The sequence below is a fragment of the Cedecea davisae DSM 4568 genome, assembly GCF_000412335.2.
In the GTDB taxonomy this organism is placed as follows: Bacteria; Pseudomonadota; Gammaproteobacteria; order Enterobacterales; family Enterobacteriaceae; genus Cedecea; species Cedecea davisae.
The window spans coordinates 3,616,767-3,643,701 of record NZ_KE161030.1; the positions used below are offsets into that span (position 1 = coordinate 3,616,767).

Annotated in this window: 19 protein-coding genes; 11 read left to right on the forward strand and 8 right to left on the reverse strand. The window is 56.1% G+C overall.

Going from position 1 to position 26,935, the window contains the following annotated elements; all coding sequences use genetic code 11:
• Nucleotides 1–30: 30 nt before the first annotated feature.
• From yfiR to HMPREF0201_RS16410, 3 genes are read left to right on the forward strand one after another with little or no spacing between them, the layout of a single operon-like run.
• Nucleotides 31–567 (forward strand): regulatory sequestration protein YfiR, encoded by a 537-nt coding sequence (gene yfiR / locus HMPREF0201_RS16400; protein ID WP_016537881.1) that lies wholly within the window; start codon nucleotides 31–33, stop codon nucleotides 565–567.
• Nucleotides 560–1,798 carry a diguanylate cyclase DgcN/YfiN gene (dgcN, locus tag HMPREF0201_RS16405; RefSeq protein ID WP_016537882.1) on the forward strand — a complete coding sequence of 413 codons (1,239 nt, stop codon included), beginning with the start codon at nucleotides 560–562 and terminating at the stop codon, nucleotides 1,796–1,798. Before yfiR ends, dgcN begins: the two co-directional genes overlap by 8 nt.
• 2 nt (nucleotides 1,799–1,800) lie before the next feature.
• Nucleotides 1,801–2,286: an OmpA family protein gene (locus HMPREF0201_RS16410; protein WP_016537883.1), complete on the forward strand. Its 486-nt coding sequence runs from the start codon at nucleotides 1,801–1,803 to the stop codon at nucleotides 2,284–2,286.
• 77 nt (nucleotides 2,287–2,363) lie between these two features.
• On the opposite strand, the gene rplS is transcribed toward HMPREF0201_RS16410, so the two are convergent.
• From rplS to ffh, 5 genes are all read right to left on the reverse strand, one after another.
• Nucleotides 2,364–2,711, reverse strand: a complete 348-nt coding sequence (rplS, locus tag HMPREF0201_RS16415; RefSeq protein ID WP_008458168.1) for a 50S ribosomal protein L19 — start codon at nucleotides 2,709–2,711, stop codon at nucleotides 2,364–2,366.
• 40 nt (nucleotides 2,712–2,751) lie between these two features.
• A complete protein-coding gene (gene trmD / locus HMPREF0201_RS16420) occupies nucleotides 2,752–3,519 on the reverse strand; it encodes a tRNA (guanosine(37)-N1)-methyltransferase TrmD (protein ID WP_039898690.1) in 768 nt (255 codons plus the stop codon).
• Between the two features lie 46 nt (nucleotides 3,520–3,565).
• The gene (gene rimM, locus HMPREF0201_RS16425) at nucleotides 3,566–4,114 is read right to left on the reverse strand and encodes a ribosome maturation factor RimM (RefSeq protein ID WP_039898692.1); all 549 of its coding nucleotides are present in this window, start codon (nucleotides 4,112–4,114) and stop codon (nucleotides 3,566–3,568) included.
• Between the two features lie 18 nt (nucleotides 4,115–4,132).
• The gene (rpsP, locus tag HMPREF0201_RS16430) at nucleotides 4,133–4,381 is read right to left on the reverse strand and encodes a 30S ribosomal protein S16 (RefSeq protein WP_039899404.1); all 249 of its coding nucleotides are present in this window, start codon (nucleotides 4,379–4,381) and stop codon (nucleotides 4,133–4,135) included.
• A gap of 112 nt (nucleotides 4,382–4,493) precedes the next feature.
• Nucleotides 4,494–5,855, reverse strand: coding sequence for a signal recognition particle protein (gene ffh / locus HMPREF0201_RS16435; protein ID WP_016537887.1), 1,362 nt, complete (start codon nucleotides 5,853–5,855; stop codon nucleotides 4,494–4,496).
• A gap of 168 nt (nucleotides 5,856–6,023) precedes the next feature.
• Between ffh and HMPREF0201_RS16440 the strand changes: the two genes are divergently transcribed.
• Complete coding sequence (locus tag HMPREF0201_RS16440; RefSeq protein WP_016537888.1) at nucleotides 6,024–6,812, forward strand: cytochrome C assembly family protein; 789 nt, start codon at nucleotides 6,024–6,026, stop codon at nucleotides 6,810–6,812.
• Between the two features lie 26 nt (nucleotides 6,813–6,838).
• Nucleotides 6,839–8,125 (forward strand): HlyC/CorC family transporter, encoded by a 1,287-nt coding sequence (locus HMPREF0201_RS16445; protein ID WP_016537889.1) that lies wholly within the window; start codon nucleotides 6,839–6,841, stop codon nucleotides 8,123–8,125.
• 48 nt (nucleotides 8,126–8,173) lie between these two features.
• On the opposite strand, the gene grpE is transcribed toward HMPREF0201_RS16445, so the two are convergent.
• The gene (gene grpE, locus HMPREF0201_RS16450) at nucleotides 8,174–8,752 is read right to left on the reverse strand and encodes a nucleotide exchange factor GrpE (protein ID WP_039898695.1); all 579 of its coding nucleotides are present in this window, start codon (nucleotides 8,750–8,752) and stop codon (nucleotides 8,174–8,176) included.
• Nucleotides 8,753–8,875: 123 nt separating this feature from the next.
• On the opposite strand from grpE, the gene nadK reads away from it, so the two are divergent.
• From nadK to bamE, 3 genes are all read left to right on the forward strand, one after another.
• Nucleotides 8,876–9,754, forward strand: a complete 879-nt coding sequence (gene nadK / locus HMPREF0201_RS16455; protein WP_008458177.1) for an NAD(+) kinase — start codon at nucleotides 8,876–8,878, stop codon at nucleotides 9,752–9,754.
• Nucleotides 9,755–9,897: 143 nt separating this feature from the next.
• Nucleotides 9,898–11,559: a DNA repair protein RecN gene (recN, locus tag HMPREF0201_RS16460; protein ID WP_039898697.1), complete on the forward strand. Its 1,662-nt coding sequence runs from the start codon at nucleotides 9,898–9,900 to the stop codon at nucleotides 11,557–11,559.
• Between the two features lie 220 nt (nucleotides 11,560–11,779).
• Nucleotides 11,780–12,124, forward strand: coding sequence for an outer membrane protein assembly factor BamE (bamE, locus tag HMPREF0201_RS16465; RefSeq protein ID WP_039898700.1), 345 nt, complete (start codon nucleotides 11,780–11,782; stop codon nucleotides 12,122–12,124).
• 55 nt (nucleotides 12,125–12,179) lie between these two features.
• Here bamE and HMPREF0201_RS16470 read toward each other — a convergent pair whose 3' ends face one another.
• Together HMPREF0201_RS16470 and HMPREF0201_RS16475 are read right to left on the reverse strand one after the other, a co-directional pair.
• Nucleotides 12,180–12,470 (reverse strand): RnfH family protein, encoded by a 291-nt coding sequence (locus tag HMPREF0201_RS16470; RefSeq protein WP_016537894.1) that lies wholly within the window; start codon nucleotides 12,468–12,470, stop codon nucleotides 12,180–12,182.
• Nucleotides 12,460–12,897 (reverse strand): type II toxin-antitoxin system RatA family toxin, encoded by a 438-nt coding sequence (locus tag HMPREF0201_RS16475; protein ID WP_016537895.1) that lies wholly within the window; start codon nucleotides 12,895–12,897, stop codon nucleotides 12,460–12,462. The genes HMPREF0201_RS16470 and HMPREF0201_RS16475 overlap by 11 nt, the downstream gene beginning before the upstream one ends.
• A 153-nt stretch (nucleotides 12,898–13,050) precedes the next feature.
• On the opposite strand from HMPREF0201_RS16475, the gene smpB reads away from it, so the two are divergent.
• From smpB to HMPREF0201_RS16490, 3 genes are all read left to right on the forward strand, one after another.
• The gene (gene smpB, locus HMPREF0201_RS16480) at nucleotides 13,051–13,533 is read left to right on the forward strand and encodes an SsrA-binding protein SmpB (RefSeq protein ID WP_016537896.1); all 483 of its coding nucleotides are present in this window, start codon (nucleotides 13,051–13,053) and stop codon (nucleotides 13,531–13,533) included.
• A 792-nt stretch (nucleotides 13,534–14,325) separates the two neighbouring features.
• On the forward strand, nucleotides 14,326–21,810 hold the full coding sequence (locus tag HMPREF0201_RS16485; protein WP_055696373.1) for an Ig-like domain-containing protein: 7,485 nt from the start codon (nucleotides 14,326–14,328) through the stop codon (nucleotides 21,808–21,810).
• Nucleotides 21,710–26,896 (forward strand): BapA/Bap/LapF family large adhesin, encoded by a 5,187-nt coding sequence (locus tag HMPREF0201_RS16490; RefSeq protein ID WP_115586336.1) that lies wholly within the window; start codon nucleotides 21,710–21,712, stop codon nucleotides 26,894–26,896. The genes HMPREF0201_RS16485 and HMPREF0201_RS16490 overlap by 101 nt, the downstream gene beginning before the upstream one ends.
• The last annotated feature ends 39 nt before the right edge of the window (nucleotides 26,897–26,935 follow it).

The following is a 26,935-nucleotide window of genomic DNA, read 5'->3' on the forward strand; positions in this document are numbered from 1 at the left end:
ACGTTTTTCGGCTGGTGGGGCTTGAATGCCATGTTTATTTCACGCAGGTTAACCTTATCCGCGTTTTTTTTCGCCTGCCTGGTATTTACCACCCGAACGCCGGCGGTATCACAGGCAGACCCTGCGCTTTCCGGCCAGGTACGCACCATTGTTGCCGGTATTGTGAGCTATACGCGCTGGCCCCAGCTTCAGGGCCTGCCAAAGCTGTGCATCTTCTCAACAGCCGCCTATGCCGCCGCGCTCGGTGATAAAAATAGCGATATATCTTTTCAGCCGCAGATCGTTAAATCCGCCGATGAGGCATTAAATTCGCAGTGCGACGGTCTTTATTTTGGTAATGAATCACCGCAACAGCAGCTGCAATTAATAGAGCGTTATCAAACTCATCCTTTATTGTTAATTGCTGAGCAGAATCCGCAATGCATAATTGGCAGTGCTTTCTGCCTGAATATTCATAATGACGCAGTCTCTTTCTCGGTGAACCTTGACGCATTAGCCCGTAGCGGCGTCAGGGTAAGCCCCGATGTATTACTGCTGGCTCGGCCAGGGAATAGAATTCATGAATAAGGATTTGACCACGTCGTCACGTCCAACGTTTAAAGGCACGTTGCGCAGAATCAGCGTAATTAGCGTGGTCATCGCCATGTTAATCGTCTGGCTGCTGCTTTCCGTCGCCTCAATGCTGACGCTCAGGCAATATGCCCAAAAGAATCTTGAGCTACTGGCCGTTACCGTTAGCCATAGCCTGGAAGCTGCCGTTGTTTTCCGGGACGGCGCGGCCGCCAATGAAACCCTCACCGTATTAGGCAAACAGGGGCAGTTTACCGCGGCAAAAGTAGTAGATGCCGAAGGTAAAGAACTCACCCACTGGCAGATGGAAAAATCTACCCAGCGCGATATGGTTGGTGGCCTGGTCACCCGCTGGCTCTACCCTCATCCGATAAAGCAGCCGATCCTTCATAACGGGAAAATCATCGGAGAAATGCGCCTGATTGGGGCGGATGCCACCGTTACGCTGTTTGTCTGGCTCTCTTTAGCCGTTTTAACGGCCTGTACCTTGCTGGCTTCGGCTATTGCGCTTGGTATCTCGCGCCACCTGCACCGTGATATTGACGTTGCGCTGCAAAATATTACCGACGTAGTCCACGACGTTCGCAGCAACCGCAATTTTTCCCGCCGCGTCCCGCCGGAACGAATCGAAGAGTTTCATCTTTTTGCCCAGGACTTCAACAGCCTGCTGGATGAAATGGAAGAGTGGCAGCGCCAGCTTCAGCTGAAAAACGCGTCGTTGCAAAAAACCGCCCTTCAGGACCCGCTTACCGGGCTGGCAAACCGCGCGGCATTTCGCAACGCTTTGGACAAGCTGATTGAAGATGCGGACTCGCTGCACAACACCGCCCTGCTATTTATGGACGGCGACAACTTCAAGTTCATCAACGATACGTGGGGTCACGCCGCGGGCGATGCGGTGCTTATCGAAGTGGCTAAACGCCTGCTGACGTTTGCCAGTACCCGGCATCTGGCATTCCGGCTGGGCGGAGATGAATTTGCCATGCTGCTCCACGCCGTGAACAGCGACGCTCAGGCCTCAACGGTACTCAACCAGCTAAAAGAAGTCGTTGAGCAGCCCATTCTTCTGCCGGGGGATCACTGGATAACCATGACGCTGAGCGTAGGCGTGGCGCTGGCAAAAAACATCCATTCGGCGGAAAACCTGATGGAAACCGCCGACCGCAATATGTATATACAAAAACACAAGCAGCGACAGCTGCTTAATAAACAGCTTCACAAGGATTGATTATGAACGCTTCTCGCTTATTGGCACCGGCAATACTCTTTTCCCTGCTGCTTACAGGCTGCCAGTCACCGCAGTCCACGTTCTCTCCGGAGCAGAAGGCCGCCATGCGCTCTTACGGTTTCTCCGAGTCAAACGACGTCTGGTCGCTGGGCCTGTCGGACAAGATCCTGTTCGGTAAAAATCAGTACAAATTGCAGCCTGAAAGCTACCAGAACATCCAGTCCATGGCCGAAAAGCTCTCCGCCACCGGCCTGAAGCACGCCCGACTGGACGGCCACACCGATAACTACGGGGAAGATGGCTATAACGAGCAGCTCTCCCTGAAGCGCGCTAATATCGTGGCGGACGCCTGGGCTGAAGGGGCTAAAATCCCGCGCAGCAATCTAACCACCCAGGGTCTGGGCAAGAAATATCCGGTTGCCAGCAACAGCACCGGCGAAGGCCGGGCCGAAAATCGCCGCGTCGCGGTCGTTATCACCACGCCATAATCCAGCAGCGAATTTAGCGCATAAAAAAAGGGCTGCCAGATGGCAGCCCTTTTATATGGATGTCGCCTAAGCGAATCTTAGTTAAGACGCTCTTTGATACGAGCAGACTTACCGGTACGCTCACGCAGGTAGTACAGTTTAGCTTTACGAACGGCACCACGACGTTTAACGGTAATGCTGTCGATTACCGGGGAGTGAGTCTGGAATACACGCTCAACACCTTCGCCGTTGGAAATTTTACGAACAGTGAATGCAGAGTGCAGACCGCGGTTACGGATAGCGATAACCACGCCCTCAAATGCCTGAAGACGTTTTTTAGAACCTTCAACGACCCATACTTTCACTTCCACGGAGTCGCCCGGACGGAAGGAAGGTACATCCTGTTTCATCTGTTCTTGTTCAAGTTGCTTAATAATGTTGCTCATAATTTAATCTCTTATCCTGGGTAAACTGATATTCGGGGGCTTACGCCTTCCCATCATGTTTATGTTGCTGCTGTTTATGTTCCCGCTGGAACTCAGCCAGCAACCTTACTTGCTCTTCAGTCAGAGCCAGGTTTTCCAGAAGTTCAGGTCTTCTAAGCCAGGTACGGCCCAGCGACTGTTTCAGGCGCCAACGGCGAATCTCCGCATGGTTCCCCGACAGCAATACCGCCGGTACTTCCATGCCGTCCAACACTTCAGGACGGGTGTAGTGAGGGCAGTCCAGCAACCCTTCGGCAAACGAATCTTCGGTTGCCGATGCTTCATGCCCCAGCACGCCCGGAATAAACCGGGATACCGAGTCAATCAGCGTCATCGCTGGTAGCTCACCGCCGCTGAGAACGTAATCGCCGATTGACCATTCTTCGTCAATTTCGGTTTGGATAACGCGCTCATCGATCCCTTCGTAACGGCCGCAAACCAGAATTAGCTTCTCGTTTGTTGCCAGTTCACTGACGCCCGCTTGATCAAGCTTGCGCCCCTGAGGTGAAAGATAGATAACCTTAGCACCTTCCCCTGCCGCCGCTTTCGCTGCGTGGATGGCTTCCCGCAAAGGATTCACCATCATGAGCATTCCCGGTCCGCCGCCGTAAGGACGGTCGTCCACGGTACGGTGTCGGTCATAAGTGAAGTCACGAGGACTCCAGCTCTGAATGCTCAGCAGGCCATTTTTTACTGCCCGGCCAGTTACCCCGTAATCGGTAATTGCGCGGAACATCTCAGGAAACAGGCTAACTACACCAATAAACACAAGCCAATCCCCATTACGCTAGCTATTACCGTATGATTCCGGAGGTTTAAAAACCAGGATCCCAATCTACTTCAATGGTTTGAGTAGCGAGATCGACTTTCTTGATAACCTGCCCATCGAGGAACGGAACCAGCCGCTCCTTGATGCCAAATGCATCCTTCAGGTTTGCCTTGATGACGAGAACGTCATTAGAGCCGGTTTCCATCATGTCGATGACTTTACCGAGCTGATACCCCTGAGTCGTCACTACCTGGCAGCCCATCAGGTCTTTCCAGTAGTAGTCACCCGCTTCAAGAGCCGGCAGTTGCGTTGAATCCACGACAATTTCGCAATTGGTCAGCAGGTTCGCGGCATCCCGATCGTCAACGCCTTGCAGCTTGATGATCAGATCCTGATTGTGGTGCTTCCAGCCTTCCAGCTGTACTTGCTGCCACTGACCGCCGCGCTGGATAAACCAGGGCTGGTAGTCAAAAATGCTTTCGGCGTCTTCGGTGGAGGAAAACACTCTGAGCCAACCACGAATACCGTAGGAGGAGCCCATCTTGCCCAATACGATTGGGTTAACAGGTGCCTGTGCGGCGAGTTGCTTGCTCATCATGACCACCGTGACAGATTAAGCTGCTTTCTTTGCTTCTTTGATCAGCGTAGCTACGCGATCAGAAACGGTTGCGCCCAGGCCAACCCAATGTGCTACGCGATCCAGATCCAGGCGAACGCCTTCTTCTTTCTCGTTAGCGATAGGGTTGAAGAAACCAACGCGCTCAATGAAGCGACCGTTACGTGCATTACGGCTATCAGTAACGACAACCTGGTAGAACGGACGCTTTTTAGCGCCGTGACGTGCTAAACGAATAGTTACCATAACATCCTCTTTAGTGAATAAAACACCCGGCCCCATCGAGGGACGGAGCCAGGTGTCATATTAAAAGCCCGAAAATTTTACTCATTTCGGCGTAAAAAGCAATCGAAATAGCTTATCGCCCTGGGAAACCTGGCGGCATCATGCCTTTCATGCCACGCATCATTTTCGCCATGCCGCCTTTCTTCATTTTCTTCATCATGCGCTGCATGTCGTCGAACTGCTTCAGCAGGCGGTTAACGTCCTGCACCTGCATGCCGGAACCCTGCGCGATACGGCGCTTGCGGGAACCTTTAATTATTTCCGGCTGGGCGCGTTCTTTCAGAGTCATGGAGTTAATAATGGCCTCCATACGCACCAGCACTTTGTCATCCATCTGGGACTTCACGTTATCCGGCAGCTGGCCCATGCCCGGAAGCTTGCTCATCATGCTCGCCATGCCGCCCATGTTTTTCATCTGCTTGAGCTGCTCGAGGAAGTCGTTCAGATCGAAACCGTCGCCCTTCTTCAGCTTGCTGGCGAGTTTCTCCGCCTGCGCGCGGTCAACCTTGCTTTCGATATCTTCGATAAGCGACAGCACGTCGCCCATGCCCAGAATACGGGAGGCAATACGGTCCGGGTGGAACGGCTCAAGCGCCTCGGTTTTTTCACCCACGCCGAGGAATTTAATTGGCTTACCGGTGATATGGCGAATCGACAGAGCCGCACCGCCGCGGGCGTCGCCGTCCACTTTGGTCAGCACCACGCCGGTCAGCGGCAGCGCTTCGTTGAACGCCTTCGCGGTATTCGCCGCATCCTGGCCGGTCATGGCATCGACAACAAACAGCGTCTCTACCGGCTTAATCGCGGCGTGAACCTGTTTGATTTCGTCCATCATCGCTTCGTCTACGTGCAGACGACCGGCGGTATCCACCAGCAGCACGTCATAGAACTTCAGCTTCGCCTCTTTCAGCGCCGCGTTAACGATATCGAGAGGTTTTTGCTGAGCGTCGGACGGGAAGAAGTCTACTTCAACCTGCTGCGCCAGCGTTTCCAGCTGTTTAATCGCCGCCGGGCGATAAACGTCGGCGGAAACCACCAGCACTTTTTTCTTCTGCTTCTCGCGCAGGAACTTACCCAGCTTAGCGACGCTGGTAGTTTTACCAGCCCCCTGCAGGCCCGCCATCAGCACTACGGCCGGAGGCTGTGCCGCAAGGTTCAGGGCGCTGTTTTCTTCGCCCATCGCCGCAACCAGCTCGGCGCGAACGATTTTGACGAATTCCTGGCCCGGGGTCAGACTTTTGTTGACCTCATGACCTACCGCTTTCTCTTTCACGCGGTTGATAAAATCGCGCACGACCGGCAGCGCAACGTCCGCCTCCAGCAGCGCCATGCGCACTTCGCGCAGCGTTTCTTTAACGTTTTCTTCGGTTAGCCGCCCACGGCCGCTAATATTGCGCAGGGTACGCGACAGACGGTCTGTTAAATTATCAAACATGGTATTTTGCCTAACGTGGTAACTGGGGCCGCAGCTTGCGACACAAAACTGAATTTGGCGGATTATATCATGAAGCCGCCTCGGGTGTGATCCAACGGTTGGAGCAGGCGGCAGGTAACGTTATACTGATTTTTTTCTTCCCTGGCCAATTTGACCGACACCTTAAATATGCCCGTTTTCGCCATTCTTGCGCTTGTTGCTTACTCCGTCAGCCTGGGGCTGATCATTCCCGGTCTTCTGCGGAAGAACAGCGGGTGGCGTCGTTTTGCCATTTTATCAGCGGCGATTGCGCTTATCTGCCACGCGCTGGCGCTGGAAGCTCGCTTCTTCTCCGTCGACGGCGGGCAAAACCTCAGCCTGCTTAACGTCGGCTCGCTGGTCAGCCTGATGATTTGTACCGTGATGACCATCGTTGCGTCCCGCAACCGCGGCTGGCTACTGTTACCTATTGTTTACGCCTTTGCCCTGATAAATCTGGCGCTGGCCACCTTTATGCCGAACGAATTCATCACCCACCTGGAAGCGACGCCGGGCATGATGGTGCATATCGGCCTGTCGCTATTCTCCTACGCTACGCTAATTATTGCGGCGCTTTACGCCCTGCAGCTGGCCTGGATTGATTACCAGTTAAAAAACAAAAAGCTGGCCTTCAGCGCCGAAATGCCGCCGCTGATGGTTATCGAACGTAAGATGTTCCACATCACCCAGGTCGGCGTTGTGCTGCTGACCCTGACGCTGTGTACCGGCCTGTTTTACATGAAAAACCTGTTCAGCATGGAGAACGTCGACAAGGCGGTATTGTCTATCCTCGCCTGGTTCGTCTACGTCATTCTGCTGTGGGGGCACTATCATGAAGGGTGGCGCGGCCGTCGCGTTGTATGGTTCAACGTTGCCGGGGCGGGTATTTTAACCCTCGCCTATTTTGGCAGCCGCGTGCTGCAACAGTTCGTTAGCTAATTTATTCTTTTTAAAGGAAACCACTTTTGGAACACATTTCAACCACCACGCTGATCGTGACGCTGATCATCATGGTGGTGGTGTCCGCGTACTTCTCCGGCTCTGAAACCGGCATGATGACGTTAAACCGCTATCGCCTGCGCCATCTGGCCAAGCAGGGAAACCGTGCGGCAAGGCGCGTCGAAAAACTGCTGCGTAAGCCGGACCGACTGATAAGCCTGGTGTTGATTGGCAACAACCTGGTCAATATTCTTGCTTCCGCCCTCGCCACTATCGTCGGCATTCGCCTTTACGGAAATGCGGGCGTCGCCATTGCCACCGGCGTACTGACCTTTGTTGTGCTGGTCTTTGCCGAAGTGCTGCCGAAAACCATCGCCGCGCTCTATCCGGAAAAGGTCGCTTATCCCAGCAGCCTGCTGCTCGGCCCGCTGCAAATCCTGATGATGCCGCTGGTGTGGCTGCTGAACACCATTACCCGCCTGCTGATGCGCATGGTCGGCATCAAAGTCGACCATATTATCAGCACCGCGCTGAGCAAAGACGAGCTGCGCACCATCGTGCATGAATCCCGCTCGCAAATGTCCCGGCGTAATCAGGACATGCTGCTCTCGGTGCTTGATCTCGAAAAAGTCAGCGTCGACGACATCATGGTGCCGCGTAACGAAATCGTCGGGATCAATATTAACGACGACTGGAAAGCTATCGTTCGCCAGCTTACCCACTCCCCGCACGGGCGCATTGTGCTCTACCGCGACACGCTGGACGACGCCATCGGCATGCTGCGCCTGCGCGAAGCTTACCGCCTGATGACCGAGAAAAAAGAGTTCACCAAAGAGGTGATGCTGCGCGCCGCCGATGAAATTTACTTTGTTCCGGAAGGCACGCCGCTCAACATTCAGCTGGTGAAGTTCCAGAGGAATAAGAAGAAAGTGGGCCTGGTGGTGGATGAATATGGCGATATTCAGGGTCTGGTGACGGTCGAAGATATTCTTGAAGAAATTGTGGGCGACTTCACAACGTCAATGTCGCCGACGCTGGCCGAAGAGGTCACACCGCAAAACGATGGCTCGGTGATTATCGAGGGCAGCGCCAACGTGCGTGAGCTCAATAAAGCGTTCAACTGGACGCTGCCGGAAGACGATGCGCGCACGGTCAACGGCATGCTGCTGGAAGAGATTCAGGAGATCCCGGCTATCGGAACCCGTATACGCCTCGGGCAATACGACATCGACATTCTCGACGTGCAGGACAATATGATTAAGCAGGTCCGCGTGACGCCCGTTAAGCCGCTGCGCCAGAGCGTGGAGCAGTAGAGACAAAAAAGCCAGCCGCAGGGCTGGCTTTTGTTATTTGCGTGGCTATCAGGCTTTTGCTACTGAAACCATCGCGGCGCGGATAGTACGGCCATTCAGGGTGTAACCCTTCTGCATCACCATCAGCACATGATTCGGCGCCACGTCAGCAGACTCGACCATGGCGATAGCCTGGTGAACGTCCGGGTTAAACGGCACGTTAGTCTCGCCAACCACTTCAACACCAAACTTACGCACCACGTCGAGCATAGATTTCTGGGTCAGTTCGATGCCTTCAATCATCGGCGCTAAATCCGGATTAGCTTTATCGGCAACTTCCAGAGCGCGGTCCAGGCTGTCGATAACCGGCAGCAGTTCGTTCACGAATTTCTCCAGTGCGAACTTGTGTGCCTTCTCAACATCCTGCTCGGTACGGCGACGCAGGTTTGCCAGTTCCGCCTGATGGCGCGGCTCAGCTTCACGTTCGCGCTGTTTTAATTCGGCCAGTTGAGCCTGCAAATTAGCAATCTGTTCGTCGCGCGGATCCACGACATCGGCACCTTCTACGGCCTCGACTTCATCGTGCTGGTCCATTGCAATATCTTCCGGGGCTTGCTCGCCAGGTGTTTTCTGTTCTTTACTACTCATGAAATTCTCCGCGTTTTTAGCATTCATCTCGCTGGTTCGCTTATTATGGGGATCAGTTTCAGGGTTTCAAGGGAACCTGTCATATTGTCACAGGAACGTCTGCGAATAAGGACCACCAGGATAATGAACAAACATTTCAACTGCATCGGTATTGTCGGGCACCCGCGTCACCCCACCGCCCTGACCACGCATGAAATGCTGTATCGCTGGCTGTGCGCCAAAGGCTATGAAGTGATGGTGGAACAGCAAATTGCGCAGGAACTTAACCTCAAGCAGGTGAAAACCGGCACGCTGGCGGAGATTGGCCAGCAGGCGGATTTAGCCGTGGTTGTGGGCGGGGATGGCAATATGCTGGGCGCGGCTCGCGTTCTGGCGCGCTACGACATAAAAGTTATCGGCATTAACCGTGGCAACTTAGGTTTCCTCACCGATCTCGACCCGGACAATGCTCAGCAGCAGCTGGCCGACGTGCTTGAAGGCCATTACATTACGGAGCGCCGTTTTCTGCTGGAGGCTCAGGTATGCCAGCACGATACGCCGACGCGCCTCAGCACCGCCATTAACGAAGTGGTGCTGCACCCCGGTAAAGTCGCGCATATGATTGAGTTTGAAGTGTATATCGACGAAATCTTTGCCTTCTCCCAGCGATCGGACGGGCTGATTATCTCCACGCCTACCGGCTCAACCGCCTACTCGCTTTCTGCCGGAGGCCCGATTCTGACGCCTTCCCTGGATGCGATAACCCTGGTGCCAATGTTCCCGCACACCCTTTCGGCACGCCCGCTGGTGATCAACAGCAGCAGCACCATCCGCCTGCGCTTTTCCCATATGCGTAGCGACCTTGAAATCAGCTGCGACAGCCAGATTGCGCTGCCTATTCAGGAAGGGGAAGACGTGCTTATCCGCCGGTGCGACTACCACCTCAACCTGATACACCCGAAAGATTACAGCTATTTCAATACATTAAGCTCAAAACTCGGCTGGTCAAAAAAATTATTCTAAAAAGGCCCCAGGCCACTTTACTGTATATAAAACCAGTTTATACTGTATGAAAACACAGTAACTAAATCGGACTCTAAATAATTCAGGTTGCAGCTAATACCTCTGCAACCTGGAGTATGCCGGGTACATACAGGAAGGTGGCTATGCTTGCCCAACTCACCATCAGTAACTTCGCTATCGTTCGTGAACTCGAAATCGACTTTCATCACGGTATGACGGCCATCACCGGGGAAACCGGTGCCGGTAAATCTATTGCTATAGATGCCCTGGGGCTGTGCCTCGGCGGCCGCGCGGAAGCCGATATGGTGCGTCAGGGAGCAAATCGCGCGGATCTCTGCGCCCGCTTTTCCCTGAAAGACACGCCGGCCGCCCTGCGCTGGCTGGAAGAAAACCAGCTTGAAGACGGCCGAGAGTGCCTGCTGCGCCGCGTCATCAGCAGCGATGGCCGCTCCCGCGGCTTTATCAACGGCACGGCGGTTCCGCTTTCTCAGCTGCGCGATCTCGGCCAGTTACTTATCCAGATCCACGGCCAGCACGCCCACCAGCTGTTGCTCAAGCCCGAACACCAAAAAACCCTGCTTGATGGCTATGCGGGTGAGCACTCGCTGGCTCAGCAGATGGCGGAGCGCTACCGTGAATGGCACCAGAGCTGCCGGTCTCTGGCTCAGCATCAGCAGCTTGCCCAGGAGCGCTCGGCAAAAGCCGAGCTGCTGCAATATCAGTTGAAAGAGCTTAACGAATTTGCGCCGGTAGCCGGTGAGTTTGAATTAATCGACGAAGAGTACAAGCGGCTAGCCAACAGCGGCCAGCTGCTTTCCACCAGCCAGCAGGCGCTGGACGTCCTTGCCGATGGCGAAGAGTGCAATCTGCAAAGCCAGCTGCATACCGTGCGCCATTTAATGGGGGAGCTGGTGGGAATGGACGATAAGCTATCCGGCGTGCTGGGGATGCTGGAAGAAGCGGCGATTCAACTTTCCGAGGCCAGCGATGAACTGCGCCACTACTGCGACCGGCTGGATCTTGACCCCAACCGCCTGCATGAGCTTGAGCAGCGCATTTCCCGGCAAATCTCCCTGGCGCGCAAGCACCACATTTCCCCGGAAGAGCTGCCGACGTTTCACCAGAAACTGCTGGACGAACAGCAGCTGCTGGATGAGCAAACCGGCTCGCTGGAGGAAATGTTGCAGGCCGTCGCCCGGCATCATCAGCAGGCACTGACCGTCGCCACGGCGCTGCACCAGAGCCGGGTAAAACATGCCGCAGAGCTGTGTCAGCTGATTACCGAAAGTATGCACTCTCTGTCTATGCCGCACGGCAAACTTGCCATCGAAGTCGAATTTAACGAAAACCACCTGACCGCTGAAGGCGCAGACCGCATTGATTTTCGCGTCAGCACTAACCCTGGCCAGCCGCTGCAGCCGCTGGCAAAAGTGGCCTCTGGAGGCGAGCTGTCGCGTATTGCGCTGGCCATTCAGGTCATTACGGCACGTAAAATGGAAACGCCGGCCCTGATTTTTGATGAAGTAGACGTCGGTATCAGCGGCCCAACCGCTGCGGTGGTGGGCAAACTACTGCGTCAACTGGGTGAGTCTACTCAGGTGATGTGCGTAACCCACTTGCCTCAGGTTGCAGGCTGCGGCCATCATCACTTCTTCGTCAGCAAAGAGACCGACGGTGAAATGACGGAAACCCATATGCAGCCGCTGGACAAACGCGCCCGCCTGCAAGAACTGGCGCGCCTGCTGGGCGGCAGTGAAGTCACCCGCAATACGCTGGCAAACGCCAAAGAGCTGCTGGCGGCCTAATGCCTTCGCGGTGCACGGATTTTTTTCACGCCGTGCATCGCATAAAAAACAGTCACTCATCGGCTAATTGGCCATTCTGTTATATTTTCAGCCAACTTTTTTACGCTCCCACGGTCTGAGTTGAGCGCCTTAAGGTTTTAAACTGCTTAAAGGTCTATTATCATCGGCATTATACGAATAAGCCACGCACTACTCGGGCCCGAAAAGGAATCAAATCACTATGCGTTGTAAAATGCTGACTGCTGCCGCAGCGGTTCTTCTGATGTTGACCGCAGGCTGTTCCACTCTGGAGCGAGTGGTTTACCGCCCTGACATCAACCAGGGTAACTACCTGGCACCGAATGACATCTCCAAACTCCGCGTCGGTATGACACAACAGCAGGTTGCCTACACTCTCGGCACCCCGATGATGAGCGATCCGTTTGGCACCAACACCTGGTTCTACGTCTTCCGCCAGCAGCCGGGCCACGAAAACGTGACTCAACAAACGCTGACCCTGACGTTTAACAGCAGCGGCGTACTGACCAATATCGACAACAAGCCTGCCCTGACCAAAGGGGAATAAGGCTGTCGGGATGGACAAAAAGAAAGGTGCTTTTCAGCACCTTTCTTTTTTTGTGTTATTTCTGCGCCGAACGCTCGGCACGCTGCCGCCTCAGCTCTTTAGGGTCAGCAATTAAAGGGCGATAAATTTCCACTCTGTCACCGTCCTGCACGGCGTCACCGAGCTTTACGGGACGGCTGTAGATGCCCACTTTATTCTGCCGCAGGTCGATATCATCCCGCAGCTCCAGCAGACCGGAAGCGACGATCGCCTGTTCAACGGTGCTGCCTTCCTCGAGCTTTACCTTGCGCAAGTATTGCTTCTGGGGCAAAGCGTAAATCACCTCGACCTGAATCTCACGCGACACGATAGACCTCTTTGGCGCGGGTCGTAAATGCCTGAACCATGCTCCCGGCCAGCTCTTTAAAGATGCGGCCGAAGGCCAGCTCAATCAGCTTATTGGTAAACTCAAAATCGAGCTGGAACTCAATGCGGCAGGCATCTTCGCTAAGCGGAGTAAACTTCCAGCCGCCCATCAGAGATTTAAACGGGCCGTCCACCAGTTGCATCAAAATGCTCTGGTTATCGGTGAGAATATTACGGGTGGTGAAGGTTTTGCTGATCCCGGCTTTTGAAACATCTACCGCCGCCGTCATCTGATTGGCCGAAGCATCAATCACCCGGCTGCCGGTGCAGCCCGGTAAAAATTCCGGATAGGACTTTACGTCATTCACTAACTGATACATCTGCTCGGCGCTGTAAGGCACCAGGGCAGTACGGCTGATCTGCGGCATAGCAATTCCTGGGAGTCATAAAACGGACAAATAATAACATTTATCACCGCGCAAAGAAAAACTCTCTACCGCTCATGCTAAGATAAGCGCTTCTCCCTCGCGTAGGATGCGGGGTGTCTTTGAACTCCTGGAATAAGTATACTGAGCAGCACTATGACTAAGAAAAAAGCACACAAACCAGGCTCAGCCACCATTGCGCTAAACAAGCGCGCCCGCCATGAATACTTTATCGAAGATGAGATTGAAGCGGGTCTTGCGCTACAGGGCTGGGAAGTAAAATCACTGCGCGCCGGGAAAGCAAACATTGGCGATAGCTATGTCATTTTTAAAGATGGTGAAGCCTACTTGTTCGGCGCCAACTTTACCCCGCTGGCCGTGGCCTCCAGCCACGTCGTTTGCGACCCAACCCGTACCCGTAAACTGCTGCTGAACCAGCGCGAGCTGGATAACCTCTACGGCAGCGTTAGCCGCGACGGTTACACCATTGTGGCTTTATCGCTGTACTGGAAGAACGCCTGGTGCAAGGTAAAAATTGGCCTTGCCAAAGGTAAGAAGCAGCACGACAAGCGTACCGACGTGAAGGATCGCGAGTGGGCGCTGGATAAGGCACGAATTATGAAACACGCGGGCCGTTAAGCGCCAAACAATAATTTATCCGCCTGTGGCTCTTCTTCGGGAGAGCCATCATAAAAAAACATCCACGCTTTTTTATTTATCAGCTAATATGGTGTTCCGCCAAAAGTCACTTCAGCCTTAATTAAGCAGCACTAAAGGATATATGTTAATTTCTCCACATTCATTACGCGAAAAGATAAAAACCGCCCTCATCTGATATATAATATTTCTTTATTATTCCAGCCGATTATTCCTGCCGCTCTCACAAAATCAAAAATACATTCTGTTAATTTTTCACTACGCACAGAGATCCTGCCAGCCTTAACGCCTCATAAACCCTTCTCCACACAGGGTTTTAGCCACTATTCACCTCTGCAAAAAACAGCCAACCGCTTCGACAGCATCAATAAAAACACATTAAAATCAAATGCATTAACAAACCGTCAACTTCCAGGAAGACAAAGGGTTTACCTGTATTGTCCGGGTGAGTCATAAAATTTCACTGGTACTTAAGAACTACTTACATTGGGTTAAATATGGCTTAAGTTGCGCATTCATTTTTTCCTGTCTATATCATCAATAGCCCCTTATCAATAAACGACGAGTATACGAGCCTGAGAATTAACTAATTTTCGATTCCGCAACGGAAACACCGTTACTTATTAATAATCACTGCCATCAATTTTTGATGAAAGGCTCCCTTTCGCCTGCTTTCAGCGCGAAGGAACCCGCTTACTTAAATTTTTGCTTTCGGTAATTAATTATACCGGGCATCAGACTACCACCACGTTCATCGCGAATGGAGTGATAAAAATGCGTGCAATGACAATTATTTCTAAATTAACCGGCGTAAAAAACAACGTCGAAGCCTCTGAAATCACTTTAAAAGGTCCATCAATTGTCGAGCTAAAAATCGAGCGCGATGAGATTGCCAATTTCACGCGCTCCGGACAGGACCTGGTCATCAAGCTCAATTCCGGCGAAACCATTACCGTTAAAAATTACTATGCCTTCGCCGATCAGGGCGGAAACCAGCTGGTGCTGGAGGGCAAAGACGGCGTGCTGTGGTGGGTGCAGGATCCAGAAACCGCTCTCCACTACGAGCAAATTGCCAATATTGATGAGGTGATGGCCGCTACCGGCGCACATTCCGAGGGCGGAGCCGCGTGGCCGTGGGTGTTAGGTGGGCTGGCAGTTGCCGCGGGAGGCGCGATTGCCGCAGCGTCCAGCGGGGGCGGTGGGGGTAGCTCAGACAACGGTAGTAACCCGGGCAATCCCGGCAGACCAGATGTTACTCCACCTGCAGCGCCAACGGGCCTTACCGTATCGGCTGACGGAAAAACCATTAGCGGCAACGCCGAAGCAGGCAGTACGGTAACCATCAAAGACGCAAACGGGAATGTGATTGGCTCAGGCACCGCCGGCAGCGACGGCAGCTTCACTATCCCCCTGAACACTCCGCAGCTCGGCGGTGAAACGCTGATCGCGACCGCGACCGATCCGTCCGGCAATACCGGGCCAGGCACTACGGTTACCGCCCCTAATATTCCGCTGCCGGGTGAGCCAAGCATTACCGGCGTTACCAATGACAATGGCAATACCACGAACGGCGGGAACGTAAATAATAACCAGGCCACCAATGACAATACCCCAACCTTGCAGGGTAAAGGTCAGGCCGGGACAACCGTGCATATCTATGATAATGGCGTGCAAATTGGCACCGTCGTTGTCGGCTCTAACGGTACATGGAGCTTTACGCCTGGCAGCGCTCTGCCGGACGGCTCTCATGCCTTCACCGTCATCGCGACCAATGAAAGAGGCGAAAGCGCCACTTCCCCGGCGTACACCGTCACCATTGATACCGTTCCACCAGCCGCCGCAACAGGCCTGGTTGTGAGCCCTGATGGGGAAACCGTCACTGCCCACGCAGAAGCAGGCACCACGGTAACCATTAAAGATCCGGGTGGTGTGACCATCGGTAGCGGTACAGCCGATAACAACGGTAACGTCACCATCACGCTGAACCCGGCCCAGGTAGATGGCGAAACCTTGACCGCTGTGGTCACCGATCCGGCGGGCAACATCAGTCCTCCAGAAACCGTCACCGCCCCCAACGTTCTGCCGCCAGTAGAGCCAGTCATTACCGCAATCATTGACGATGTAGCCCCAAACACCGGGAACATCGGGAATAACCACACCACCAATGACAGCACCCCAACGCTGCAGGGGACAGGCCAGCCCGGCGACACCATCCATATTCTCTCTAACGGAGGGGAAATTGGTACCGTGAAGGTGGATGTCAACGGAACGTGGAGCTTTACCCCAGCCACCCCGCTGGGTGAAGGTACATACACCTTTACCGCTTCAGCCTCCAACGTCAGGGGCGATAGCAGCGTTTCCGGTAGCTATACCGTTACCGTCGATACCACGGGGCCTGATGCCCCAAATGGTTTGCTGGTTTCTCCTGACGGTACAACCTTAACCGGTACAGCGGAAGCGGGCAGCACCGTCACCATCAAAGACGCTAATGGCAACGTTATTGGTACAGCTACCGCCGACCCAACTACCGGTGCATTCACCGTTACCCTGACCACGCCGCAGCTGGACGGCTCCAACCTTAGCGCCGTTGCCAGCGACCCGGCGGGCAATACAGGGAATCCTGGTGCGGTAACCGCGCCGTTCTACCCGCTGCCGACTATTCCGGTTATCACGGCGATAATCGATAACGCGTTACCTAACGTGGGCACGGTTCCGAACAACCAGTCAACCAATGACCAGACCCCGACTATTCAGGGGACGGGCGTTATTGGCGAAACTATTCATATATTTGATAACGGGCTTGAGATTGGCACTACGGTAGTGGGAGCCGGTGGCACATGGAGCTTTACACCAGGCGTTAATCTGCTCGACGGCCCGCACAACTTTACGGCCACCGCCTCTAACATCCGCGGCGACAGCGGCAGCTCTGCGGGCTACAGCGTTACGGTTGATACCGTTGTCGATGCACCGGTACTCAGCCTGGTTGAAGATAATACTGGCTCCATCACTGGCCCTATCGGCAACAACGGCGTTACCGATGAGAAAAAACCCGTCTTCAGCGGCACCGGTGAACCCGGCAGCTCGCTCACCCTCTTTGATAATGGCCTTCCGATTGGCATGGTCACCGTCGGCAATGACGGTAAATGGACATTTACCCCAACCAACGCGATGGGTGAAGGCTCACATGCAATAACCCTACAACAGACTGATTCGGCAGGTAACCTCAGTAGCGTCACCGTCGGCCCAACCTTTACCATTGATTTCACACCACCGAATGCCGTTACGCTTAATCCGCGCGATCCGGACGGGACGACCGTGACCGGTACAGGGGAAATTGGCGCAACAGTTACCATTACCACCCTCTCTGGCGTCGTATTGGGCACCGCTCAAGTTGATGGCAGCGGCAACTTCTCCGTCACCCTGACACCTGCGCAAACCCACGGTGAAGACCTTATCGCGAAAATTAGCGATGCCGCTGGAAACCAGGGGCCAAATACGCCATTCGAGGCCTCAAACTCCGGCTTCCCAACCGTCCCTGTTCTTATTTCGGTGACCGATGATGTCGGCCCAATTAAAGGGACGTTGACCAACGGCCAGGCGACGGATGACAACCGCCCGACTCTCAGCGGCACAGCTGAAGTGGGTTCCACCATTGCTGTCTTTGATAACGGCCTGCCGATTGGTTTTACTGTGGTTGATCCTGACGGCAGTTGGAGTTTTACCCCAACGTTGCCGCTGCTTGATGGCCCACATTCCTTCACCGTGAGCGCCAACAACGGCTTAGGCAACAGCGGAATATCCGCACCGTTTGGCGTAGTGGTTGATACCGCGGCTCCTCTGCCGCCAACCGGGCTTAGCGTCTCCAACGACGGCACAACGCTCACCGGGACAGCAGAAGCCAACAGTAAAGTGACCATCACCAACGCCAGCGGCACCGTACTTGGCACCGCGACGGCAGACGGTACGGGTCACTTCAGCGTGACGCTTTCCCCGGCTCAACTGAACGGTGAAGTTCTGACCGCGAAGGCCACCGACGTGGCGGGCAATACCGGACTGGGCGCCACAACTCCCGCACCGGATCACACGCCGCCGAATGCACCAACCGGGCTTGCCGTCAGCGCGGATGGCCTGCAGTTAACCGGTACTGCCGAAGCTAACAGCGCCATCACCGTCAAAGACGGCAACGGAAACATCATCGGCGTGGGCACCACTGACATCACCGGGCATTTCGATATCTTGCTGGTGCCTCCGCAGCTTAACGGCCAGACACTGCTGGTTACCGCCACGGATATCGCCACCAATACCAGTGCTCCGGCTACCGTTATTGCTCAGGATCACACCCCTCCTGCTCTGCCGACTAATCTAACGTTTAACGAAGACGGCACGGTACTGACCGGTAAAGCGGAGGCAGGCAGCACGGTAAAAGTGACCGATACGCTGGGCAACCCACTGGGCCAGGGCGTAGCAGGTCCGGACGGAAGCTTTACCATCACGCTGACCACGCCTCAGGCCAATGGTCAGCATCTGCAAGTGAACGCGACGGATGTCGCCGGGAATGCTGGACCGAACGCGCCAGTCACCGCGCCGGATATCACCCCGCCGAACATTCCGGTCATCGGTTCAGTAGTCGACAACGTGCCGGACCATACCGGTAACCTCAACAGCGGCGACCTGACCAACGACGATAAACCGACACTCTCCGGCACGGCCGAAGCTAACTCAACCGTGAAGATCTACGACAACGGTAATCTGATTGGCACCGTCAATGCCGACGGGACGGGGGCATGGACGTTTACGCCAACAACCGCTCTCGGCCAGGGTTCTCATAACCTGACCGTCACGGCTACCGACGCCGCAAACAATGTAAGCCAGCCAAGTGCCGCGTTTAACATCAACGTTGATTCGATTGCGCCAACAGCACCGACCATCACCCTGGTGAACGATGACGTCGGCACGGTTACCGGCCCGGTTAGCAATGGGGGAGCGACCAACGATCCTACTCCAACGCTTAGCGGCAGCGGTGAACCAGGCTCTACGATTACGATTTACGATGGGCTGAACCCGCTGGGAACCACCACCGTGAACGGCAGCGGCACCTGGACATTTACGCCAACCACGCCGTTGCTGGATGGGCCTCACGCCTTTACCGTCACGGCTTCAGATGCCGCAGGAAACGTCACCGCGCATTCCCCGCCGTGGAACGTTGAACTGATCACCGCCTTGCCAAACGCGCCGACGATCGGCGAGATAGTGGATAACGTTAACCCGGATCTTGGCCCAGTGCTGCCGGGCGGCGCAACCAACGATCCTCAACCCGTTATTAACGGGACAGCAGCCGCTGATGCGGTCGTCAAAATATACGATGGCACAACGCTTATCGGTACCGTCACGGCGGACGGCAGCGGAGCGTGGACATTCCAGCCAACTCAGCCGCTGAGCGAAGGCTCGCATACGCTTAATGTCTATGTGACGGATGCGGCCGGAAACACCAGCTCTGCCACAACGCAGATTGTGATTATCGACACCGCGCCTCCGGGAGCGCCTTCCATAGACGGCGCGCTGGGCAACGTCGCAGGCACGCCAATCACCCTGGTTAACGGCGGCAGTACCCAAAGTACCGAGCCGGTGCTCTCCGGTAAGGGCGAAGTGGGCGCCACCATCAAGCTGTACGCTGACGGCGGAACAACGCCAATCGGCAGCGCGGTCGTTGACGCCGACGGCAACTGGAGTATTACCCCAAATTCTCCGCTGGGTAGCGGGACTCATATCTTCACAACTACGGCAACGGACGCGGCAGGCAACGTCGGAGCACCTTCGGCCGAATTTACGCTGTCGGTTTACGCGACACCTCCGACTCAGCCTGTTGCGCCTACGGTAACGGACAACGTGCCGCCTGTAGTGGGAACCGTCGCCCCTGGCGGCAGCACCAACGACACGACGCCAACCTTTAGCGGCACCGGCGTCGCGGGCTCCACCATCAACGTCTTCAACAACGGGAACGAGCTGGTCGGCACCACTATCGTGCGTTCAGACGGCACATGGAGCGTTACGCCGACAACGCCGTTTGGCGAAACAACCTACAACATCACCGTGCAGGTGACCGACCCGGCGGGCAACATCAGCCTGCCGTCTGCGCCGATCGCGATAATCGTAGACACCACGCCGCCAGCGGCACCGGCTATTGGCACCGTGGATGACAACGTTGGCCCGGTTACCGGCGCTATCACCAACGGGATTACCGACGACCCGAAACCAGTGTTCCACGGTACAGGGGAAATTGGTGCAACCGTCACGCTGTACAACGGCACCACGGCGATAGGCTCTGCGGTAGTAGACGGCACGGGTAACTGGACCATCACGCCGGATACCGCGCTGGCTAATGGCGAAAATACTATAACCGCTGTCCAGACCGACAAGGCTGGCAACGTCAGCGGGCCGTCAACCGATTATGTACTGACCGTCGATACCGTACCGCTTACCGCGCCGGTCGTCGTTGAAATCCAGGATAACGTCGGTCCAATTCAGACGCCGCTGGTCAACGGCAGCGTCACCGATGACACAACGCCAACCTTTACCGGCACCGGTAAAATCGGCAGCACGATTACGCTGTACGACACTAATGGCACAACCATTCTGGGTACCGGTATCGTAGGCCCGGACGGCAAATGGAGCATAACCACTTCCACGCTGTCGGAAGGCTCGCACAGCATTACCATTAAAGCGACCGATGATGTCGGCCATAGCGTTGGGCCATCTGCGCCAATTGTGATTGACGTGGATATCACTGCGCCAGGAAATCCTACGGTTCTGGTCATTGATCCGACCGGTACCCTGGTCTCCGGTACCGCAGAAGCCGGGGCGACGGTGATTATCAAAGATTCCAGCGGCAACGTCCTGGGAACGGGAGTCGCGGCGCCAATAACCGGTGCCTGGGTCGTAACGCTTTCACCAGCCCAGACGACTGGCGCACAGCTTACTGCTGTGGCACAGGATCCAGCGGGTAACCAAAGTGGTGGCGTGAACTTTAACGCAACGACCTCAGTTATCCCTCATCCTCCGACCATTGACACCGTGATGGATGATGTCAGCCCGGTCACCGGGAATGTCGGTAAAGGTGGCTCGACCAACGATACGCTGCCGACGTTGAACGGCTCAGGTGCCACTGCCGGAGCTGCGGTTCATATCTATGTCGACGGAGTGCTGATTACTACAGTGTCGGCCGACGGCGATGGAAAATGGACGTGGACCGTCACCGATCCTCTGGGCGAGGGGCTACATACCTTCGCGGTCAGCCAGAATGTGCTTGGCGTAGAAAGCGGCCTGTCACCTGCCTACAGCATCATCGTAGACACCATCTTGCCAAACCAGCCGGTTATCCTTTCCGTGGTGGACGATGTAGTGGGCGGTGCCCTCGGGCCGTTGACCAGCGGTCAGGCCACTAATGACGCCAAACCAACTCTCAGCGGTACCGCTGAGGCCGGGGCTACGGTGAGCATTATCGATAACGGCACCGTCATCGATACCGTCACCGCTAACGCCCTGGGCATCTGGACTTATACGCCGACAACCAATCTTGGCGAAGGCGCACACACGCTTACCGTCACGGCAACGGACGCCGCCGGTAACGTCAGCCCACCTTCCACCGGCTTTGTGGTAAATGTTGATACCGTCGCACCGGGAACGCCTGTTGTGCTGACGGTTACCAACGACATTACCTCGCAGCCAATCACTTCTGGCCAGCCGACCAACGACAATACGCCGACCTTTAGCGGCACCGCCGAGGCGGGAACCACGCTGACCTTCAAAGACGGCAATGTCGTTATCGGTACCGTTACGGTGCCGGTGGGCGGTAGCTGGACCTTTAGCCCAACGGTTCCGCTGCTGGACGGCAGCCATAACATCACCGTGACCGCTACGGATGCGGCAGGTAACGCCAGCGGCCCGACCGCCGGGTTCAACGTGGTGGTGGATACCGTTCCGCCGATTGTGCCGATTATTCTCTCGGTAATAGACGACCAGACTCAGCCAGGTACCAACCTGCCGCTGATTAACGGCCAGTTGACGAAGGACACGCAGCCAACCCTGAGCGGGACGGCAGAAGCCAACGCCATCATCACCGTTAAAGACGGCAATAACGTGCTCGGCACGGCTCAGGCCGATGGCCTGGGTAACTGGACATTTACCCCGACCGGCCCGCTGGGACAGCGGTACGCATACCCTGAACGTGACGGCAACCGATGCCGCAGGCAACGTCAGTAACACGGCCTCGTTTGGCGTGAATATTGACTCCGTCGCGCCAAATCCTCCGGTTATCGTCACCGTTCTGGATAACACCGCGCCGGTACTTGGGGCAATCACCAACGGCCAGGCCACCAACGAAACACGCCCTTCCCTTAGCGGGACGGCGGAAGCTAATGCCATCATCAAGGTCTACAGCGATGGCAACCTGATAGGCACCACCGTTGCCAACGGATCTGGCGCATGGAGCCTGACGCCGGTGGCCGCACTCGGCAACGGCCCACATACGTTAACCGTCACCGCTACCGACGCAGCTGGCAACGTCAGTAATCCGTCTAACGGCTTCGCGTTAACCGTGGACACCATTGCACCGAATGCGCCGACTATCGGCACCGTTGCGGATGCGGTGGGGCCAATCACCGGGAACCTGACCAGCGGCCAGGTAACCGACGATACTCGCCCAACGCTGACCGGCACTGCCGAAGCTAACGCCAGCGTTAAGATTTACGATAACGGGAACCTGATTGGCACCGTACAGGCCGACGGCACCGGAGCATGGAGCTTCAGGCCGTCGACCGGGTTAACCAACGGCGGCCATGCGCTGACCGTCACCGCAACGGATGCTGCCGGTAACGTCAGCCTGCCATCTGCGCCGTTTAACGTGGTGGTAGATACCATCGCCCCTACCCAGCCGATTGTCATTCAGGCCTTTGACGATGTTGGCCCGGTTCAGGGGCCGCTGGTGAGTGGTTCAGCTACCGACGATACCCAGCCTGTGCTCAGCGGTACTGCGGAGGCTAACGCCACCATTAAGATTTACGATGGCGGCAACCTGATTGGCACCGTCACCGCCAACGCGCTGGGCGTATGGAGCTTCACGCCGGGCACCGCGTTAGCCCCTGGACAGCATGTGTTCACCGTCACGGCATCCGATGCCGCCGGTAACACCAGCGTCGCGTCTGCCGACTTCACCCTGAACATCGTCAGCGGCGTATCGAATACGCCGGTGCTGACCTCGGTAGTGGATGATGTCGTCGGTGGTGTGGTAGGTCCGTTAACTAATGGCCAGGCGACTAACGATGCGCGTCCGACCCTGAACGGGACGGCGGATGCCAACAGCACCATCAAGATTTACGATGGCGGCAACCTGATTGGCACCGTGACCGCTAACGTACTCGGCGTCTGGGTGTTCACGCCGCCGAGCGCGCTGGCAAACGGCTCGCACACCTTTACCATCACCGCCACTAACGGCGCAGGCGTGGTCAGTAGTCCGACAGCTGGCTTCACCGTGGTCGTGGATACCGTTGCGCCTAACCAGCCAGCGATCACCTCCGTGGTGGATGACATTGGCCCTATCACCGGCCCGGTTGGCAACAATCAGCCGACGGATGACACTCGCCCTACCCTGAACGGCACCGCGGAAGCCAACGCCACAATCAATATCTTTGATAACGGCGTACTTCTTGGCACCACGACGGCAAACGGCAGCGGCGTCTGGACATTTACGCCAACGCTGCCGCTGCTCCAGGGCAACCATTCATTCACCGTGACGGCTACGGATGCAGCAGGTAACGTCAGCGTAACGTCGGTGCCTGCCGGTATTGTCGTCGATACCGTGCCGCCGCTGGCCCCAACCGGCCTGACGGTGAATGCTACGGGCACAGTAGTAACCGGCCTTGCCGAAGCCAACAGCACCGTAACCATTACCTCAGCAACGGGAACGGTACTGGGTACGGCGAAAGCGGACGGTAGCGGTAACTTCAGCATCTCCCTTTCTCCTGCGCAGACCAGCGGCCAGTCTCTGCTTGCCTTTGCTCAGGATGCTGCGGGTAATACAGGGGTTTCCGCAGGCTTCACCGCGCCGTTCACCGGCGTACCGGGGCTGCCGGTTATCACCAGCATCGTTGACGATGTTCTGCCGAAAACCGGCATCGTGGGTAACGGCCAGAGCACCAACGATACCCGTCCGACGATTAACGGCACCGCCGAAGCCAACGCCACCGTTAAGATTTACGACAACGGTGCGTTGCTGGGCACGGTAACCGCGAATGCGAGCGGCGTCTGGACGTTTACCCCAACCGGTGCGCTGGGTGATGGCGTCCATGCCTTTACCGCTACGGCAACCAACGCCAACGGTACGGGCGCTGCGTCTCTGGCAACCTCGGTAATTGTCGATACCATTCCGCCGCTGATCCCAACCGGGGTTATCAGCGCCGATGGTTCAACGATCACCGGCGTAGCGGAAGCGAACAGCACCGTGACCATTACGCTGCCGGGCGGGATAACCGTCACCGGTACGGCAAACGCTTCTGGCGCATTCAGCATTACGCTGCCGACTCGCCAGATTGAAGGCCAGTCTCTGTCGATATCTGCCGCCGATGCCGCCGGGAACGTCTCGCCGTCGCTGTCGATCACCGCGCCTGTCCTGCCTCTGGCAGCAAGCAGCAACGTGGTCGATCTGGCGCTGACCAGTAACGCAGAAATCACCACCGCGCACGACAGTGGCTACGGTAGCCTGCTGATTGGTGCGCTTGGCAACGTGGCTTCGGTTCTCGGCAGCAATACCGCGCAGGTTGGCTTTACCATCGGCAACGGCGCTACCGGGCATATCACCATTAACGCCGCCGCGACCGGCGTAGTGCTTTCACTGCTCAATACGCTGGAAATTGCTATCCAGAAATATGATGCAGCCACCAACTCATGGACTACGATTGTTGACTCGTCTTTACCGCAGTTCCTTAATCTGCTGACGCTGGGTGCCACTGGCGTGACCCTGAACCTCGACGGGCTGGGCGAAGGGCAATACCGCGTACTGGGTTATAACACCAGCCTGCTGGCCACCGGCGCGACGACTAACCTTGCTGTGACCGTCGAGCAAACCAGCGCTGGCGTCGTCAGCGGCACCACTACCTCGGACGGTAACGTAATTACCGACGCAGGCCCTGGCGGTGCGGTGGATAACGCCCCTACCGGCACCGTGGTAACGGCTATCACTGATGCTAACGGCGTGAGCCATACCGTTGGCGCAGGCGGGCTGGATATTCAGGGCAAATACGGCACCCTGCATATCAACCAGGACGGCAGCTATACCTACACCTTAACCAATACGTCGGCCACGGTACTGGGCCGCACGGAGAACTTCACCTACACCATTACCCATAACGGCGTCAGCGACTCTGCACAGCTGATTGTTTCCCTGGGTAACGGCGCGCCGGCCAGCACGGTCACCGCAACGGATAACATCGCTTCTCTGACTTACGGCACCGATGTTGCTGCCGTTGACCACGGCGCATCGCAGCAGACCGGCCTGTCCGTGCTGAGCGTGGGCCTGGGTAACGTGGTCAACCTCAACCTGCTTGCCAATATGAGCAACCCGATTCTGTTTGATGTTGCAGACGGGTCGACTCGTACCATGACGCTGCAGGCGAACGTTGGCGGGGTTGCGCTGCTTTCCACCTTTGACCTGTATATCTACAAGTTCAACGTGGCCACCCAGCAGTATGAACAGTTCCAGGTGCAGAAAACCTGGCTGACGGCTCCGCTGTTGGGTGGCTCATCAGGCCAGCTGACCGTGACTCTGGGCGGCGGGGATTACCTGTTCCTGCTGATGAACGCCAGCGGCGTATCGGTGCTGACCAGCTACACGCTGAACATTCTCCAGGATCACACCTACGCGGTAGACAGCCTGGCGGCGTCGACCACCGGCAACGTGATGCAGGATGATATCGCCCCGGCAGGAAGCCTGCTGACGGCGGTGAACGGCGTGGCAATTTCGGCGACCGGCACCACCACCATCAACGGCAAGTTCGGTACGCTGACTATTGATGCGCACGGCAACTACACCTATACGCTGAAAAGCGGCGTGGGTGCAGACGGTATCAATACGCCAGACAGCTTCGTTTATACCGTTACCGCGCCAAATGGCGATACCGGGACCGCGTCGCTGAACATCACCGCAACGCCGCACACCGTGGATGCAGTGAACGATATCAGCTCGATTATGGCTATTGCGTCAACGCAGAACACTGCGGCTTACGCGAGTGCCAACGTCGGTTCAGCGACCTGGACCACTGCGCTGTTGGCATCCAGCCACGGCAACGGCAGCGGTACGTTCACCATTGCGGACAACACCACGCTGGGCGGAGCCGCCCTGGTGTTCAAAGTGGCTTCCGGTTTGGCGTTGGGTGGGTTGTCTGTAACCTGGACGCTGAGCGACGGTCAGGGCCATACCTACACCGGTACCTTTAGCGGCAGCGCGCTGTTGGGCGGCACGGCCATTGTTCCGGTTACGGACCTGCATTCGGGTACCTGGACGTTGAGCTATGTTGGCAACATGGGGCCGCTAAGCGTAGGGAACATCACCATTACCCCAACGGTCACCGGGACTTCGCACCTGCTGGACAGCTTCACGGCGCAGAGCACCGTCGTACACGGCAATCTGTACGACGGTAGCGACTCTGCCGGTGCGTCAGACCAGCTTGGCAGCGTCCACACCCTGTTGACGATCAACGGCACGAACGGCAGCACGGCCACCTTGAACCCGCTAACCAACAGCAACGCGGTAGCGACGATTCAGGGGCAGTACGGCACGCTGACCATAGATATCGGCGGGAACTATACCTACACCCTGAAGGCGGGTGTAGCGCCGGGATCGATCGTCAATAAGGAGACTTTCACCTACACCCTGAACGATCAGAACGGGCATTCAGACAGCGCTACGCTGACCATCAACATGAACCCGCAGTTCGTCAGCACCGCCTACGGAGACATCATCAACGGTTCGTCGGCCTACGCCGATACGCTGGTCTACCACGTCCTTGCAGGCGGCGCGAACGACGGTACGGGCGGCAATGGTGCGGACGTCTGGAAGAACTTCTCGCTCGCCCAGGGCGACCAGATCAACGTCCACGACCTGCTGGTTGGCTGGAACGGACAGACATCAACGCTGGGCAATTACCTGAACGTCGCTACCGTCGGCAATAACACGGTCATCTCTATCGACCGCGACGGCAACGCCGGAACGTTCCACTCCACCACTCTTGTCACTTTGGAGAACGTGCACACCACACTCGACGAGCTTATCCAGAACAACCATATAGTTGCCTGATAGTACAAGCGGAACAGCCCCGGGCGCGCAGACGCCCGG

Bases quoted from the DNA above. Each gene is read 5' to 3' on its own strand.
- yfiR (WP_016537881.1), top strand. From the start codon at position 31: ATGTTTATTTCACGCAGGTTAACCTTATCCGCGTTTTTTTTCGCCTGC.
- dgcN (WP_016537882.1), top strand. From the start codon at position 560: ATGAATAAGGATTTGACCACGTCGTCACGTCCAACGTTTAAAGGCACG.
- HMPREF0201_RS16410 (WP_016537883.1), top strand. From the start codon at position 1,801: ATGAACGCTTCTCGCTTATTGGCACCGGCAATACTCTTTTCCCTGCTG.
- rplS (WP_008458168.1), bottom strand. From the start codon at position 2,711: ATGAGCAACATTATTAAGCAACTTGAACAAGAACAGATGAAACAGGAT.
- rimM (WP_039898692.1), bottom strand. From the start codon at position 4,114: ATGAGCAAGCAACTCGCCGCACAGGCACCTGTTAACCCAATCGTATTG.
- rpsP (WP_039899404.1), bottom strand. From the start codon at position 4,381: ATGGTAACTATTCGTTTAGCACGTCACGGCGCTAAAAAGCGTCCGTTC.
- ffh (WP_016537887.1), bottom strand. From the start codon at position 5,855: ATGTTTGATAATTTAACAGACCGTCTGTCGCGTACCCTGCGCAATATT.
- HMPREF0201_RS16440 (WP_016537888.1), top strand. From the start codon at position 6,024: ATGCCCGTTTTCGCCATTCTTGCGCTTGTTGCTTACTCCGTCAGCCTG.
- grpE (WP_039898695.1), bottom strand. From the start codon at position 8,752: ATGAGTAGTAAAGAACAGAAAACACCTGGCGAGCAAGCCCCGGAAGAT.
- nadK (WP_008458177.1), top strand. From the start codon at position 8,876: ATGAACAAACATTTCAACTGCATCGGTATTGTCGGGCACCCGCGTCAC.
- recN (WP_039898697.1), top strand. From the start codon at position 9,898: ATGCTTGCCCAACTCACCATCAGTAACTTCGCTATCGTTCGTGAACTC.
- bamE (WP_039898700.1), top strand. From the start codon at position 11,780: ATGCGTTGTAAAATGCTGACTGCTGCCGCAGCGGTTCTTCTGATGTTG.
- HMPREF0201_RS16475 (WP_016537895.1), bottom strand. From the start codon at position 12,897: ATGCCGCAGATCAGCCGTACTGCCCTGGTGCCTTACAGCGCCGAGCAG.
- smpB (WP_016537896.1), top strand. From the start codon at position 13,051: ATGACTAAGAAAAAAGCACACAAACCAGGCTCAGCCACCATTGCGCTA.
- HMPREF0201_RS16485 (WP_055696373.1), top strand. From the start codon at position 14,326: ATGCGTGCAATGACAATTATTTCTAAATTAACCGGCGTAAAAAACAAC.
- HMPREF0201_RS16490 (WP_115586336.1), top strand. From the start codon at position 21,710: ATGGCCTGGGTAACTGGACATTTACCCCGACCGGCCCGCTGGGACAGC.